Origin of the sequence: Peribacillus simplex (assembly GCF_030123325.1) — a bacterium.
Classification (GTDB): Bacteria; Bacillota; Bacilli; order Bacillales; family DSM-1321; genus Peribacillus; species Peribacillus simplex_D.
Map to the genome: position 1 here is coordinate 3,622,910 of NZ_CP126106.1, position 16,284 is coordinate 3,639,193.

Here is a 16,284-nt window from a genome sequence, read left to right on the forward strand (position 1 = left end):
TTAGACGTTTTTTTGGCTGTTCTTATTTTTAATCATGAACTTCACAAATTGTTTTTCAAATTCTCGAAACAACTCACTAAGCTGTCTATAAGAATGAAAAAAAGCGGGTCTAGCAAGGATGAATGAAAGCCTTTCATCCATATTTACCGGAATATTGTTAAAGGATTCTATTTGGACCCGGAAATCATTCAATACCACTGGCTTCCCATGCATCCAGTAGACTGCGGTTAAAAACAAACCGATCCCCTTCTTCATGAGCCCCAAAGTCTGTCCCGCTTTTCGCTCAGAAAACAGCAAACTGCATTCCGAATCAATTCCCTTCCATATTTCCAGCAGTTCCTTTACATGCATTGCCCCGTTATTCCAAGGAGCATACGCCTCTACATTATTATAATAAAGTAACTCATACGGGAAAGCCTCGAACGGGATCGTTTCACTCCAACCTGCATATCGCTCTTTTTCCAAGATGGTTACCTTTTCAGGAAAAAACAAAGAATGGTCCAATTCTATTGGGACTTTAAATGATATGGAATGAGTCAATTGGCTTCTTTCCTTTTCATTCTTTTTTTTCCTTCACGGCATAATTCGAGAAGCGGGCAGGTTTCACATCTTGGTGACTGGGCCTTACAATGATAGCGTCCAAAAAATATCAGGCGGTGATGCGTAACCGACCATTCATCCTTTGGTATCTTAGCCATCAACGTTTTCTCAACATCGAGGACACTATCCTTCCAACGGCATAATCCAAGACGCTTGGAAACACGCTCTACATGGGTATCCACAGCGATCGCTGGCACATCAAAAGCAACGGAAACGACTACATTCGCCGTCTTTCTGCCCACGCCAGGCAATTTAACTAGCTCATCACGATCTCTGGGGACTTCCTTACCGTATTCTTCGATCAGCATGTGCGACAACTTTTGTATGTTCTTCGCCTTGTTACGAAACAAACCGATTGAGCGAATGTCATTTTCCAACTCTTCTATCGGAACGCTTATGTAATCCTCAGGCGTTTTATATTTCTGAAATAAATCCTTCGTGACTTTATTGACTAATACATCCGTACACTGAGCTGACAGGGCAACAGCAACCACCAATTCAAATGGATTGGAGTGATTCAGCTCACAATGGGCATCCGGAAACATTTCACCCATCGTATCCAGACAATATCGAATTTGAGCTTTATTCAACATATTGGTTCTCCTTCAATTTACATTACTGCTCGAGCCAGTTATAGAAAGGCACATCTTTCAACGGTTGTGCAGTTTCGGTCTTTCGGTCCCTCTTTTGGTGAACTCTAAATTTTTGTCCTTGCTCCCTTGCCTGTTCCAAGGTTTTAATTCCTTTCTTTTTCCACTCGAATAAAATTCGATCAATGTATCGGAAATTCAATTTTCCGGAAATGACAGACTCCCTCAGAGCTGACTTAATGATCTCAGGTTGATGGTCGTCTTCCATCCACATTGCCAATGTCTCACATTCAAATGGAGATAAAGGGCGGCCGAACTCCTGTTCAAATATCGTATAAAGGCTCTCCCCCGCTTTTTGGATTTCAGCTGACTCTGACTGTTTCAAAGTTTTCAAGAAACAGTCCATCATTTTTTCATAAAGTGGGGACAACGAATATTTTTCCTGTCCGATTTCTTGACTCTCCTCAACCACCATTTCAACAAATCCCCTTTGGACCAAACGCTGGATCAAGAATAGACATTCCGTTTCCTGCAATGTCATTCGGTCAGAAAGTTGGGATGGCGCTGGGAAATGATTACCTTTATCGATGAAGCTTTGCAATTGTAATAATAGGACCATTTCTTGTTCATTCAGTCCCATTGTACTATAGTTAGTCAACAAAAAGGATGGAATCGTTATCGTTCCTTCCTTAAACCACGCATATAAATGTTCTTTATTCATGTATTTGGACACCTCTGGTTAAGTATAACATGAATAAGGCCCTCCGAATAAGTTTATAATTTTAACAAAAAACGGTTATCTGCCAAATATGGCAAGATAACCGCTTCATCACGGAATCAAGGATATAATCGATTTAATAGACGTGGGAACGGGATGGTTTCACGGACATGCTCGACTCCACTGATCCATGCAACGGTGCGTTCTAATCCCAAACCGAAGCCTGAATGCGGTACAGAGCCGTATTTTCTTAATTCCATATACCATTTGTAAGCATCTTCGCTCAAGCCATGCTCATTGATTCTCTGTCCAAGCAATTCCTGATCATGAATCCGCTCTGAACCGCCAATTATTTCTCCATAACCTTCCGGAGCGATCAAATCGGCACAAAGAACCACTTCTTCCCTGTCAGGATCTGGCTGCATATAAAAAGGCTTGATTTTGGTTGGGTAATGAGTTATGAAAACAGGCTTATCATAACTTTCCGCTATCGCAGTTTCATGCGGAGCTCCAAAATCATCACCCCATTGGATATCATCAAATCCTTGTTCATGAAGGAACTTAATAGCTTCATCATATGTAATCCGCGGGAAAGGAGCTTGAATTTGTTCAAGCTTCGCTGTATCACGGCCCAGTGTATTTAACTCAAGCTGACAATTTTTCAATACGGATTGGATGATGGAAGAAACGAATCGCTCCTGGACCTCCAGGTTTTCTTTAAATTCGATAAAAGCCATTTCCGGTTCAATCATCCAGAACTCGATTAAATGTCGTCTTGTTTTGGATTTTTCTGCCCTGAAGGTTGGACCAAAGGAAAATACCTTCCCAAGTGCCATGGCAGCCGCTTCCATATAGAGCTGACCACTCTGTGAAAGGTATGCATCCTCATCAAAGTATTTAGTCGCGAACAACTCACTCGTTCCTTCTGGTGCGCTTCCAGTTAAAATTGGGGGATCCACTTTAACGAAACCTTCTTCATTAAAGAATTCATATGTAGCACGGATTATTTCATTCCGGATTTTCATGACTGCATGCTGCCGTTTTGAACGCAGCCACAAATGGCGGTTATCCATTAAGAATTCGGGACCATGCGCTTTAGGTGTAATGGGATAATCCAATGATTCATGAATGATTTCAATATCTTTCACCTGTAACTCAAAACCGAACGGCGATCGTTCATCCTTTTGAATGACACCTGTTACATACAAGGATGACTCTTGCGAAATCGATTTCGCACGAGCGAAAACTTCTTCAGCCACTTCAGCTTTCACGACCACACCTTGAATGAAACCAGAGCCATCACGGATTTGAAGAAAAGCAATTTTCCCACTGGAACGTTTGCTGGCAAGCCAACCTCCAATGGTAACTTCTTGATCGACGAATTTGCTTGCATCTTTTATTGTAATTTTCACGGAATTTACCTCCAAAAATAGCTTAACTTACTAATGAATTTACTCTACTTATTATACCCATAGCCCTGCTTACAAGCAAATAAATCAATTGAAGCGAAAGTTCCATGCCTTTTATATCACTCTTATTATGTTTTTGCAGCGTATTCGCCAATTTGCATGGTAGATTACTTTTCACTAACGACCGTACCCTTATTACAGTAAATTCTCTCGGTATATGTATCGATCGACATTTCTTTTTTAAACAAAGGCTTGAATCCATTCAACCAATGGTAATCATTTTCGCCTTTAACAAGGTTTCAAATGATGCATATAATTGAAAAGCAATTTTAGGGTTTCTTATTTGGCAGGAAAGCAGCTCTTCAAGTCTTTTGATCCGATAGCGTAAACCACTCATCGAAATGTTCAATTTTTTCATGCTGCATTCAAGATTTCCACCGCATTGCAAAAATACATAAAGCGTTTTCAATAATTCATTCATTTTTGGATCTTCTTTCAACAATAAAGGACCCAGCATTTTCTCTGCCTTTTGCAGGACCGCTGGAGTACTCCCAGTATGCATTAAAATGGATAACAGATCGACTTCTTCAAATTTGGTAATATCCCGAGTTCCTTCATTCATATTCAAAGCGGTTAAAGCTTCTTGAAAAACATCGTGAGCCCGTTCCAATTCATCACATATTGTGCTAAGTCCCATTTTAAAATTATATCCGCTGAAAACAGTATGTAAGTGATTGATGCATTCCTTGGTTAGAAATTGAAATTCATTTCCAGGACTCAGTGGTGTAAGCAATACGATATTACCATCCCTTAATGCTGTTAAGACGACTTGATTCCGCTTCTTAAAGAAACCATATATCTCCTCGATGATTTTCTGCTGAATGAAATAGTCATTCTCTGTCCCCCGATCGGAGGAAAAACGATAGCCCAGCACCGCAATGGTGTATGGATGATCCAATGAAGCGTCTAAATACATGCTTTTTTTGATTATTTCTTCTCTAGTAGCAAACTCTCCATTTAATATTTGTTCAAGAAATAGCCCTTTTACCCTTTCAAGGGCTTCAAAACTGCTTTTCTCATTTAAGAAGAATAAGGAAACAGTCATGGACACCCTCTCAAGAATCATTCGCTCGATTTCCAGGTTCGTTTTTCCTTCGACTCGATCAGATTGCACAAAGGCACAATACCCATAAGTTTTATTTTGTAACGTTATGGGAGTATAAAGCAGCTCCATCCCATCTTTTACGATTCTTCCGGTCTCCAAAGAAGGACCATTTTCCCTCTCTAATTTAAGCTGATTCCTGACTTCCCTCACCTTCCCTTTGTGAAAGCCAGCATGATAAACCTGATTGCCATTGAAATTCTCCATCAACAAAGGTATTTTCGTTTTCTGATAAACCATCCTCACTATGGATTGAAGGCTTCTTCCGTTAATTAACTCTTCTGTCAGCAAATTATGAATATCCATCACTTTTGACAAACTATTGCGTTCCTCCAGCAGCTTTTCATATGTTACGGCTAGCTCCTGAACAATCGGATCGGTTTTATAATATTTCAACTCATCCTGAATCTCCATGCCCCATAAATGTTTCGATTTACCTTCGTATCTACACTCTGATTGCCCTGCTCCCTTACAGGCACTTTCCTTGAAAATCACTTCATGACCGCAGACCGTCGAATAATATCCACTTGCATAACCCGTCAATGTATAACAGACTGGCTTTTCCGCGATGCCTGTCTGGGTTATATGTTCCTCTGCTTCATAGGAATTCACCCAAACCCCTTCCACTTTTACAGAGTGTACTTCCGCTTTACTATCCATCGATAATTTCAGATTCATAGTATTAACTTTTGTATAACCTTGCAGCATATGTAAAATGGGGCCTTGCCTCAGTATCTCCTTAACCGTTGACATATTCCCTTTTAGTGCCTTTTTAGCATCATTGACTCCGATATTCCAGCCGTAACGTATTAAGAAAGACTTCATTCTTTCAAATCCAATATTCTCGATCAAGTCCTTTCTTAAGGTACCGAAAATTGAAGAGGAAGTCAGGATCATCCTCTCATCATTTAAATGAATTTCACCATCATCATTCTTAAGATTCAAAAGGTTCGTCATTATTCCCCCCAGCTTTCCTTTTACATAATATTATACTTTTTCCACACCTTACCTATCAAGATAAATGTAAACGCATTCATATCATGCAGTGGAGGAAAAACTGGCGGGAGTCCGATACAAACCATTCATTTTCACGTTTTCTTAATCAGATTGATTCATTGGAGCTGGATCAAACTTCAGCATTAATGCCTTCATATGCATTTATCCACTTATCATTTGTCCAGCCATGGAGGTCATAATCGTCCATGGCCAAGTCCACGAAAGCTTTGAATTTATCCGATTGTCCATTTGCATCTGCCATTTTCATGGTTTCAAGCCTAATATTTTCATGGTTACCCGCATAATTGATTTCATATAATTCATTCCTGCCACCAAATTCCGTTCCGATGGAATCCCATATAAGTTTCATCAGTTTTACCCTTTCCACTGCCGAAACCCCACCTGAACCCTTATAATATTTATCGAGATACGGACGGACCTCAGGGTTTAAAAAATCCTTGGAGCTTGATGGGAGTTGAATGAGATTACCTGCTACAACCTGTTCAAATATCTGTTTCACCTTTGGCCAAACCATTGGTGCGAACACCCTATATGCAGTTGCATATGTGCTATTTGGTAGAACAGTTCCATTCGGCCCTTCCATCGGATCCGTAGCCATCGCTGTCGAGATTGCCCAAAACATATTCCTGTAAGCAAGCACTTCCCCTATATTGGCTTGAACTCCCCTAAATTGATTCGTTCCTGCCATTTCCGTAGCTTTCATCAGAAGCCCAGCCATAAAGTCCAATTTCACCGCATAGCGTGTGCAGCCATGAAATGTATATCGATTCATCCACCCAGTCTTGGATCTAAACCCATTTGCAATTTCCACATCATTATAGGCGAATACATTCTCCCATGGGACGAATACATGATCAAGGACGATGACTGCGTCATTTTCGTCGAACCGACTGGAAAGCGGGTAATCGAAAGGAGTGCCTGACTTGGCAGCCGTTTCTTCAAAAGACTGTCTGCTGATCATTTTTAATCCCGGCGCATTCATCGGCACAAAGAAAATCAATGCATGGCTTCTATCTCCTTCCCCAAGATCGACAGGAGAATAATTCGCGACAAAATTATAATTCGTAAGTGCTGCAGAAGTTCCAACCATTTTTGCTCCGCTTACGATTATCCCATCATCCCGCTCTTCCACCGTACGTACAAATACCTCTTTATTTTCATGTAGCGGTTTATTCCTGTCCATTGCCGGATTTATGATTGTATGGTTACAGAAGGGAACTTCCCTGGTGGTTTTTTCATACCATCTTTTCGCATTATCTTCAAATCCCTTATAAAAATCGCTATACGGTCCCAATGATCCTGTAAAAGCAGCTTTGTAATCAGGGGTACGACCCATGAAACCATAGCTCAATTTTGACCATTGTGCTATCGCATCCCTTGCTTCAAGCAGCTCTGTTGCGTTCTTTGAGGCCTTGAAAAACTTATGGGTAGTATGACCTTCATCTGTCTTAGCCGTTAAAATCCGTGCAGTAACCGGATCATGGAGAGCATCATATAGTTGGGCAATTGACCTGGCAGAATTGCGATATGCTGGGTGCGTCGTCACATCATCTACTTTATCTCCGTTCAAGAATACCGTTCTTCCATCTTGTAAACTTTCTAAATACTCTTTACCATTCATCATCGGAACATCCCCCATTCACAATCTTTCAATTTGAATTCCTAGCTTCATACTAACTAAATGTTCAAGGCATTTATCTGTTGAAACCCATCTTTTTTCTAACATTTTTTGTCTAATTATACTGAATAATCTAAATATGTTGAACTTAAACAAAAAATCATATACGATATCATATATGATTAATAATAAAAACAAGGGGTGAATGTCCATGGCAAAAGCAAGAGTGAAACTTCAAAAGTCAGATTATTCAGAAGAAATAGAGATACAGTCGAGCCGCTATATTTTAATGAACGGTGATAAGTTGGAGGCATCACAAATCAACTTGGATAACCCTATTTCAGGAACGGTATATGGGACATTATTAAACTATAAAGGGTCATTGGCAGCATTGAAGGAAAAGGTCGACCATCCTCCTTATAATGAACCTCCTAAAGGGCCGATCCTTTATATTAAACCTAGAAACACATTTTCTTCTTTTTCAAATCCAGTTCCCCTTCCAAGCGGCATACCTGAATTGGAAATCGGGGCCGCACTTGGAATAGTAATCAGTAAAACGGCCACAAGAGTCAAGAAAGAACATGCATTGGATTATATAGAAGGTTTTACGATCGCCAATGATATTAGCATTCCGCATGAGAGCTTTTTCCGGCCTGCTATCCGCCATAAAGCCCGTGATGGATTTTGCCCGATCGGTCCATGGGTCGTATCCAAGGAATCCATCTCCAACCCTGATTCTTTAGGAATTCGTGTATATATAAATGGAGAGTTAAGACAGGAAAATTCAACTTCAAATCTAATTCGCTCCATATCCCGCCTTATTGAGGATGTAACTGACTTCATGACTTTGAGTACGGGTGACGCCCTCCTAGTTGGCGTTCCAGAGAATGCACCGCTGGCAAAAGCCAATGATCATATCAGAATAGAAATAGACGAAATCGGATATTTGGAAAATACTATCATTCCCGAGGAAAAACTATCACTGGAGGGGATTTTATGAAGAGAGCACGTGTAGCCTATGCAGGTGCCGTACATCCAGCAAGCGAATATTATGGCCGGCTCAAATTGGCGGATGGCAGGATTGTCAATGAGCAGGATGTTGTCTGGCTTCCCCCGGTGGAACCACGAACTGTCTTCGCACTTGGCTTGAATTATGCAGACCATGCGAAGGAGCTTGCTTTTAATGCCCCGGAAGAACCCCTTGCGTTCTTAAAAGGTCCCAATACCTTTATCGGCCACCGAGGACAGACAAGACGGCCTGCTGATGCAGCCTATATGCATTATGAATGTGAACTTGCAGTGGTCATAGGTAAAAAGGCGAAGAACATAAAAAAGGAAGAAGCCTTTAAGTATGTAAGTGGATATACGATTGCAAATGATTATGCAATACGGGATTATCTGGAGAATTACTACCGACCAAACTTAAAGGTCAAAAATCGCGATACCTGCACCCCCATTGGGCCTTGGCTTGTCGATGCCGAGGATATTCCAGATCCTTCGAATCTTGCCATCAAAACTTACGTCAACGGAAAATTGACTCAGCAAGGCAACACGAAAGACATGATTTTCGGCATTGCTGATTTAATAGAATATTTTAGCGGCTTCATGACATTGAGCCCAGGCGATATCATATTGACAGGCACACCTGAAGGATTGGCGGATACTGCTGTAGGCGATGAAATCATCACTGAAATTGAAGGTATCGGGAAACTCGTTAACACAATAGTCGGTGACGATATATTTACTGAAGGCGGGGATCGGCCGCACCTAAAAATCCATAATTAACGGAAGGGACTGATCACATGCCTCATTTCATTATTGAATATACGGATAATATCAAAGATGAAATCCAGATTGACGGCTTATTAAGGAAGGTGAATGATGTATTGATTTCCTATCCTTCCATCTTTCCAATTGGCGGCATTCGATCCCGGGCCATTGAATTGAAGCATTATCGTGTTGCCGATGGTACAGAGGATGATGCCTTTGTTCATGCCATACTAAAAATTGGAGCTGGACGTAAAGACAGTGATAAAACCAAAGTATGTGACCAACTTTTCGAAACGATGGAATCCCATTTGGCTTCCCTCTTTTCAAAAAGATATCTTGCCCTCTCCATGGAACTTACGGAATTCAGTGATTTTGGAACATATAAGAAGAATAATATCCATGATCGATATAATAAATGAACAAGATTTCATATTTAAAGGCCTTCCTCATCATCGGGAAGGCCTTTAAAATAAAATGTTTTGCCAATGCTACCGGGATCAGTTGATTTCTGCAAGGTTTTCAGTACGGTTCAAGAACTCCTTGACACGGTCCACATATTCCTGTTTATCATAGCCGTTATATAAAGCGCTCGCCATACGGACCGGATCTCCAAAAAAGAATCTTTCGTACAGCGTTTGCCTGGATCCGAATGAACTCATGCATACATCCCATGCGAGACGATACAATTTAACCCTGTCATAGGCTCCACCATTCGCGGCCTGAAGATATTTATCCAAATCCGGTCGAAGCTCCGAATTGAAATCGGCTTCATTTGGTATCGCCATTAAGCCACTAGCTCCAAGAAGCTGCATTATTTCACTGAATCTAGGGTAAATCTTCGGATAATAATTTCGGGCTATGTTTAACGGTGTGAAATCGGGTGTCATCATTCCCCACTTATCCACTTTCGCATTTGCCTCCGAAGCTGTAATGAAAGCCTTTACCGTTTCAAGCGCTATGATGACTTCCGAAATTTTCTCCTGAACATGCTGGTATTGCCCGATATTGATGGTTTCCACCATTAGTTGCAAAATCCCCAGAATGAACTCGGTTTTGGCGATATTCTTCGCTACCACCTGATGGGTCATATGAACAACTGCATTGCTTTCATTATAAGCCTGGTTGCAAATGCCGACATCCCCATATGCAAATACCCGATTCCAAGGGACGACTACATCATCAAAAACGATAATCGTATCCATTTCCTCAAATCGTGAACCAAGTGGATGGTCAAAATGTGATTTGCCATAGTCGAATGATTCACGACAAATGAATTTCAACCCTGGTGTATTATTTGGTATGGAGAATGCGAATGCATAAGGATTTTCTTCTTCCGATTGTTTAAGCAATGTTGAAGGGAAAACCATGATTTCATCCGTTATTCCTCCTTGTGTAGCTAATAATCTGGCTCCCTTTATAATCAGCCCTTCTGAATTCTTGCCAGCAATCCGTGCAGCGATGTATGGGTCCGGAAGCTTTGCGGCACTAACTCCCCTATTAACCTGGGGTTGAATCAGGGTATGTGTCAACGACAAATCCTTTTCCCTGCAGAGCTCATAATAATCTTTCATATTTTTAGCAAATGCCGAATCCTGAGTGCCGAACATATCAGCTGCAGTGCCGTACGCCATCATCCCACTGTTGATATAATCAGGGGAACGTCCCATCATACCATTATTATGTCTTGCCCATTCTTGAATCATATTCCTCCTTTTTTCAAGGTCTTCCTTAGTCCGCGGCTGCATGAATGAGGTCCCTACTCTTTCGTTTGAAGTTGGTGAAATATAAGTCATGATGTCAGCTTTCGCGGAATCATGCTGCAAATCATATAATTCGGCCTGTGATTTCATGACCCCTTTAAAAGCTGGGTGTTGACTGATCTTATCTTTTACTTGCTCTCCATTGATCCATACATTCGCCTTTGCTTTGTCAACCCTATCGATATATTCTTTACCTGTTTTAGCTGGCATTCTTACATCCCCCTTTAGTTTCAGTGTATATGAAGCGCTTACAAATAAATGAATTTCGAAAATTTAATTAATTCTTATAACAAAATATACCATGTGTTATGATATATATATAATACTTAAAAAATTCAATATGTATATGTAAATCATATGTATGAGGTGTATATAATGGACATCCGGCAGTTAAAGTATTTTGTTACTATCGTTCAGGAAGAACAAGTAACCAAAGCCGCAAAAAAATTACATATGGCTCAACCGCCCCTTAGCCAGCAACTTAAATTAATGGAAATGGAAATCGGTGAAAAACTTTTCGATCGGAATGGTAAGAAACTTGAACTCACTGAAACTGGCAAGGTCCTATATAATAAAGCCGAAGCTCTATTAAACCAGTTTGAAGAATCACTACTGGAAGTGAAGGAAGTCAGTAAAGGGGTAAAGGGCACTCTTTCCATAGGGTCAGTAAAAACTTGCTTTTCTTACATTCCGCAAAGGATGAGGGCCTTTAGAGTAAAATACCCTGACATACGCTTCAAGTTAATGGAAGGTGATACTTTCCGTTTGACAGAAGGCTTGATAAACAGGGAAATCGAGTTGGCCATTGTACGGCTTCCTATTAACGGTAAGCAATTCTCATCGATTAACCTTCCGCCGGAAGATTTTGTGCTTGTCACCCCAAAAGATTGGGATATCCCAGACTCCATCGAATTTAAACAGATTAAGGAATACCCCCTCTTATTGCTGCATAGGGTAAGCGGACAGGGTACTTATGAACTTATAGTGGATGAATGCTTCAGACATGGATTTGAACCTACGATTGTATGTGAATGTCCTGATGCTGCAATGATTTTATCTTTGGTGAAGGAAGGAATAGGCGCTACCATCATGCCACGAACCACATCCAAATCGTTTTCGACCCAGGGTATTAAAATAGTCGAATTGATAGATTGTGAAGTACGATCGGAAGCCGCCCTTATTTGGCTCGAAGAACGCTATCTTTCCAAAGGCGCCGTCAAATTTCTCGAAACATTTTCTTAATGAATGGCCAGTTATCCTTGATATTAGTGCATCTGTACCTCATTAATCTTTAGTGTTTGTTTGAATTTCTTTATCCATTGAAAAGAAAAAAGCAACCTATCATTAGATGGCTGCTTTATCAGATCCATTCATAAGTGCGATGACCTGCGTTTTGTTTATAGGTATGCTTTTACATCATTCAATGTCGCAAAACACCCTTAACATCATGACCGGTGTTGGACTTAACGAGGATTTCATTATAATCGTCTTTTGTAACCGCCTTCAATCCTGTCCTGCGGTTACCGAACAGGGCACCTAAGTAGCATGCGAGGAATCCAAGCGGAATGGAAACGATTCCTGGTGAATTCAAAGGGAAAATCGGGTCACCTGTCATAATGGTGGCTCCGGGGACCGGGTTCCAGACATTTGGACTTAAAGCCACGAGCAAAAGCGTACCAATAAGACCTGTCATCATACCGACTATCGCTCCGGTTTTATTGAATTTTTTCCAATAGATCGTAAGAAGGATTACCGGCAAATTCGAACTAGCCGCCAATGTAAAGGCAATCGATGCCAGAAACGCTACATTGAATTCCTGAAGACCTAATGATAAAACGATCGCAAGTGCAGTCACACCGACGGAAGCCCATCTAGCCATCGTCATTTGCTGTTTTTCCGTTGCCTTTCCATCTTTTAATATTTCATTATAAAAATCATGTGAAAATGCCGTAGCACCTGTTAAAACGATTCCCGCAACAACTGCGAGTATCGTTGCAAAGGAAACAGCCGCAATAAATGCGAATAAGATGTCCCCGCCCACAAGTTGGGCCAATAAAGGTGCAGCCATGTTACCCGCTGGATTAGCGGCCATGATATTCGATGTTCCAACCAACTTTGCAGCACCGAATCCGAGAAAAATGACCATGATATGAAAGGCACCCATAATCCACATCACCCAAACAACCGACTTTCTAGCCACTCGTGCATTCGGGACAGTCAAAAAACGGATTAAAATGTGAGGTAGACCTGCCGTTCCCAGAATAAGGCCCAGTGATAAGGATGCTGCATCCCATCCACTGGCATATTTAATACCTGCTTTCAGGTAATCTGCACCCATGGGTGTCGCCGTTTTCATTTCAGTGAAAATTCCTATGAAGCTAAAATTCAATTTCCACATGACGATCATGAATAATATAAACACTCCGCCTATCAGCAGGATGGCTTTAATGATCTGAACCCAGCTCGTCGCCGTCATCCCCCCAAATAGAACAAATACCAACATGACAATACCTACGATGATGACAGAAATATTATACGGGATGTCTAAAAGCAATTTAAATAAAGCACCTGCCGCAACAAGTTGCCCGAGCATGTACATGACTGATATCACCAGGGTATTAAATGCGGTCACTCCCCGGACCTGTTTATATTTAAACCTTGTAGTCACCATATCAGCCAATGTGTATTTCCCCAAGTTCCTTAAAGGTTCAGCCACTAAGAATAACACGACAAGAAATGAAACAAGTGCCCCATACATCAGGAAAAATCCATCATACCCCGTTAAGGAAAATGCTCCAATCAACCCTAAAAACGTGGAAGCCGACATAAAATCCCCGGCCAATGCAAGTCCATTTTGCCTAGCGGTCAACCCTCCCCCGGCCGTATAAAAAGAGCCTGCCGTTTTAGTTTTTTTTGAAGCGAAATACGTGATGAAAAGGGTACCTATCGACATTAGCGAAAAGAGAATAATAACTGTCCAATTCATGATTCAAAGCCCTTCTTTCTCGATGATTTCTTTTATTTGTTCATCGATTCTTTCGGATTTCCTTACATATATGCTGCAAACCCATACAGACATAACCGTAATGGAGACACCGTACACCCACGCCCAGGTTATGTCTCCAATGAAAGGGTAATCCAGGATATCTGTGTAAAAAACTAAGAAGGGTAAAAGCAGGGAATATCCCATAAAGAAAATCGTAAAAGGGATGACGAATTTCTTTTTATCGGAAAGCATATTCTGAAACTCTTTGGAGGCAACAATTTTTTCATAATCCACTAGATTAGTTTGTTCCGATTCTTCAAGGTTTTTTTCCAGTCGAACCATCTCTTAACACCTCTTCTGGTATTTATTTTTGCAAGGACGGTATTAGTAGTATTGAGCCTCTCCAACGTCGGCCGCTTTCTTCAATGGCACATATCCCCCGTCCATCCGAAATCCAAACAAACTCATCTGCACAAAGAGGGTCTAAAGCCATTCCCTAAGTTTCCGTACTCCTCTTTTCTAACCGTGACGCTTACAGGTAGGGCAGCAGTAAGTTCCCACTGCTGCCCTATCCCAGACCATATCTTTTTAAAAGGCTTGCACTATCGTAATAGACTTGGCTCGCATATCCGTCATCTGTTTCGACTTCATTATACTTTCACTTTTCCATTTGTTATGAATCTTCTTTCCTTCCAAGTGAAGAGAATCATTGAAATGTAAGTGCCAACTCTCATGAAATGATCCGTCCATTGTTTGATAGGCAATTCCCTCATAAACATTTCCTTCGTTCTGTATCTCGATTAAATAAACGCCTGGCGGGGGTTTAAGGAATGCTTCCGATAATGTGACAGTGACGTGTTGATTTTCCTTGGAATTGATTGTCCCTTGACTTTCAAAGTATGTGCCAAGGAATGACGGGATATCTGCGAACCGACCTTCTGCAATCAAGCCCCTAAGCTTAGTGGAACTTACTTTTTCATGCTAAATTTCTTCATTTCCGTCACTTCAAAAAATCGCTTACCTTCGATTTTCAGCGATTTCCATATTCCCTTCCCCTTTATGCCCATAACGGAAATCGAATCCAGCCACGGCATGTTTGCATTTAAATCCACATAGATAATCCTCGATAAAAGCAGTAGGTGAAAGATGGGCAAATGCGGAATCGAAGTTCACGACTATCAAGGTTTCTACACCTAAATCCTGCATGATTTTTGCTTTTGAGCGTTTCCTATGATTTGCTTTGGATGCGGAAAAAATGTCATGACTGCCAACTTTAAATCTTGCTTTATGGCAATCCTCTTGGCTAGATTTACCAATTCTTGATGGCCAAGATGAACTCCGTCGAAAAATCCAAGAGCCAGCACACCCGGTTCTGCTACTGCTGTATATATACTGGAAAGTGGGTGCTGAACATGAATGATATCCAAATCCATCTTCCTTCCTATGCTTCTTGAAAGGTTACATTATAAACTCAGTAAACGGACCTTCCTTAATCCTGCAGTTTCCATCAACCATTCACCTGTTCCGTTCCCTTAAATGGTGAAAATTGGTATTGGAACGGGTTTATATGCACTAGCGACCTACCCAAATGACCATGCGAGTCAATGTATGTTTTGCCGAAACTTTCGATCCTTCACCCTAAATCCCGCTTCTTTTTAGATGATGAATTCAGGCTTGCTTTTTGCCAGAATCGGTTCTTTTAGAAGAACTTCTTCACCTGATATTATATCAAGTACAGCAGATGCCTCATCAAACCATGAATCCGGAGCTTTGGCTCCCCAGAATGTCTGGCGTCTTGGATCATTCAAATCCCAATGAATCGGGTCGGTATCCGGGTCAGCTGTCAAGTAATCCCCATTGTATAATTCAATCCTGTGACCGTCCGGGTCTCTTAAATATAAGAAGAATGCATTGGATAGGCCGTGCCTTCCTGGTCCGCGTTCGATGGACTCGGCATATCCCAATGATGCCAGTACATCACAGGCATGGATAAGTGCAAGAGGGTCAGGCAGAAAGAAGCCTACATGATGGAGTCTTGGACCGATTCCGTTCATGAATGCCTGGTCATGGACCGTTTGCTTTCTATGTAGCCACGTTGCCCATAATTTGCCGGATTCATCCACTGTGTCTTCCGAGCAGGCAAAACCTAATTCTTTCACATAAAAATCATGGGCTTTTTGCACATTTGGTACACAACAATTCACATGATCGATTCTTTGGACCCTTGACCCCCTATGCATATCGAATCGTTGAAGCAATCTCTCGGCTTTATCCATTTTGCTGAAAAACTCCAGTGGCAATCCCGAAATATCCTGAACTCGTAGCGACTTGCCCAGTGCATGCTGTGTTCCTTCCTGCATCCACTTCATTTTCATTCCCTTGGACAGGAAGAAAGTTTCCAATTCTTCAAGGTCTTCCTCTTTTTCAACCTTGTATCCTATTGCTTCAACGCTTGGCTTTTCTGCCTTTTGCAAGATAAGCGAGTGATGGTGCGCTTCCTCTAAACCACGTAAATATATGTGATCATTCGTTCTTTCCGTTTCAATGAAACCTAAAGCATCCACATAAAAGGCTCTTGATTTATCTAAATCTGTTACATTAAGTATCGTTCTCGCAACACGGATAATAGAAAAATTCATAGTATTCTCCCCTTC

15 protein-coding genes and 1 pseudogene are annotated in these 16,284 nt (G+C 41.2%); 4 read left to right on the top strand and 12 right to left on the bottom strand.

Annotated elements, in window-relative coordinates:
- The 6 genes from QNH43_RS17035 to QNH43_RS17060 all read right to left on the bottom strand — a co-directional run bounded on the left by QNH43_RS17035 (nucleotide 1) and on the right by QNH43_RS17060 (nucleotide 7,120).
- Nucleotides 1-540: a YpoC family protein gene (locus QNH43_RS17035; protein ID WP_283915038.1), complete on the bottom strand. Its 540-nt coding sequence runs from the start codon at nucleotides 538-540 to the stop codon at nucleotides 1-3.
- Nucleotides 537-1,193 (bottom strand): endonuclease III, encoded by a 657-nt coding sequence (gene nth / locus QNH43_RS17040; RefSeq protein WP_076365732.1) that lies wholly within the window; start codon nucleotides 1,191-1,193, stop codon nucleotides 537-539. The genes QNH43_RS17035 and nth overlap by 4 nt, the downstream gene beginning before the upstream one ends.
- Before the next feature lie 22 nt (nucleotides 1,194-1,215).
- Nucleotides 1,216-1,911 carry a DnaD domain-containing protein gene (locus QNH43_RS17045; RefSeq protein ID WP_076365730.1) on the bottom strand — a complete coding sequence of 232 codons (696 nt, stop codon included), beginning with the start codon at nucleotides 1,909-1,911 and terminating at the stop codon, nucleotides 1,216-1,218.
- 116 nt (nucleotides 1,912-2,027) lie between these two features.
- Complete coding sequence (gene asnS / locus QNH43_RS17050; protein ID WP_283915039.1) at nucleotides 2,028-3,320, bottom strand: asparagine--tRNA ligase; 1,293 nt, start codon at nucleotides 3,318-3,320, stop codon at nucleotides 2,028-2,030.
- 259 nt (nucleotides 3,321-3,579) lie between these two features.
- A complete protein-coding gene (locus QNH43_RS17055) occupies nucleotides 3,580-5,436 on the bottom strand; it encodes a XylR N-terminal domain-containing protein (RefSeq protein WP_283915040.1) in 1,857 nt (618 codons plus the stop codon).
- Between the two features lie 169 nt (nucleotides 5,437-5,605).
- The gene (locus QNH43_RS17060; RefSeq protein WP_283915041.1) at nucleotides 5,606-7,120 is read right to left on the bottom strand and encodes a 4-hydroxyphenylacetate 3-hydroxylase family protein; all 1,515 of its coding nucleotides are present in this window, start codon (nucleotides 7,118-7,120) and stop codon (nucleotides 5,606-5,608) included.
- Nucleotides 7,121-7,325: 205 nt separating this feature from the next.
- Here QNH43_RS17060 and QNH43_RS17065 point away from each other — a divergent pair, with 205 nt between their 5' ends.
- Genes QNH43_RS17065 through QNH43_RS17075 form a run of 3 tightly spaced genes read left to right on the top strand, consistent with a single transcriptional unit; the run spans nucleotide 7,326 to nucleotide 9,303 of the window.
- On the top strand, nucleotides 7,326-8,114 hold the full coding sequence (locus QNH43_RS17065) for a fumarylacetoacetate hydrolase family protein (protein ID WP_283915042.1): 789 nt from the start codon (nucleotides 7,326-7,328) through the stop codon (nucleotides 8,112-8,114).
- The gene (locus QNH43_RS17070; protein WP_283915043.1) at nucleotides 8,111-8,899 is read left to right on the top strand and encodes a fumarylacetoacetate hydrolase family protein; all 789 of its coding nucleotides are present in this window, start codon (nucleotides 8,111-8,113) and stop codon (nucleotides 8,897-8,899) included. Before QNH43_RS17065 ends, QNH43_RS17070 begins: the two co-directional genes overlap by 4 nt.
- Nucleotides 8,900-8,916: 17 nt before the next feature.
- Nucleotides 8,917-9,303 (top strand): 5-carboxymethyl-2-hydroxymuconate Delta-isomerase, encoded by a 387-nt coding sequence (locus QNH43_RS17075; protein ID WP_283915044.1) that lies wholly within the window; start codon nucleotides 8,917-8,919, stop codon nucleotides 9,301-9,303.
- Nucleotides 9,304-9,381: 78 nt separating this feature from the next.
- Here QNH43_RS17075 and hpaB read toward each other — a convergent pair whose 3' ends face one another.
- Nucleotides 9,382-10,854 carry a 4-hydroxyphenylacetate 3-monooxygenase, oxygenase component gene (hpaB, locus tag QNH43_RS17080; protein ID WP_283915045.1) on the bottom strand — a complete coding sequence of 491 codons (1,473 nt, stop codon included), beginning with the start codon at nucleotides 10,852-10,854 and terminating at the stop codon, nucleotides 9,382-9,384.
- 165 nt (nucleotides 10,855-11,019) lie between these two features.
- On the opposite strand from hpaB, the gene QNH43_RS17085 reads away from it, so the two are divergent.
- The gene (locus QNH43_RS17085) at nucleotides 11,020-11,886 is read left to right on the top strand and encodes a LysR family transcriptional regulator (protein ID WP_283915046.1); all 867 of its coding nucleotides are present in this window, start codon (nucleotides 11,020-11,022) and stop codon (nucleotides 11,884-11,886) included.
- Between the two features lie 178 nt (nucleotides 11,887-12,064).
- Here QNH43_RS17085 and QNH43_RS17090 read toward each other — a convergent pair whose 3' ends face one another.
- The 5 genes and pseudogenes from QNH43_RS17090 to hpaD all read right to left on the bottom strand — a co-directional run bounded on the left by QNH43_RS17090 (nucleotide 12,065) and on the right by hpaD (nucleotide 16,269).
- Nucleotides 12,065-13,630, bottom strand: a complete 1,566-nt coding sequence (locus QNH43_RS17090) for a solute symporter family protein (protein WP_283915047.1) — start codon at nucleotides 13,628-13,630, stop codon at nucleotides 12,065-12,067.
- Between the two features lie 3 nt (nucleotides 13,631-13,633).
- On the bottom strand, nucleotides 13,634-13,972 hold the full coding sequence (locus QNH43_RS17095; protein ID WP_283915048.1) for a DUF485 domain-containing protein: 339 nt from the start codon (nucleotides 13,970-13,972) through the stop codon (nucleotides 13,634-13,636).
- A gap of 246 nt (nucleotides 13,973-14,218) precedes the next feature.
- A complete protein-coding gene (locus tag QNH43_RS17100; protein WP_283915049.1) occupies nucleotides 14,219-14,578 on the bottom strand; it encodes a hypothetical protein in 360 nt (119 codons plus the stop codon).
- Nucleotides 14,579-14,647: 69 nt separating this feature from the next.
- Nucleotides 14,648-15,063 (bottom strand): annotated as a pseudogene (locus tag QNH43_RS17105) (FAD synthetase family protein).
- 222 nt (nucleotides 15,064-15,285) lie between these two features.
- On the bottom strand, nucleotides 15,286-16,269 hold the full coding sequence (hpaD, locus tag QNH43_RS17110) for a 3,4-dihydroxyphenylacetate 2,3-dioxygenase (RefSeq protein ID WP_076365708.1): 984 nt from the start codon (nucleotides 16,267-16,269) through the stop codon (nucleotides 15,286-15,288).
- Nucleotides 16,270-16,284: the final 15 nt, after the last annotated feature.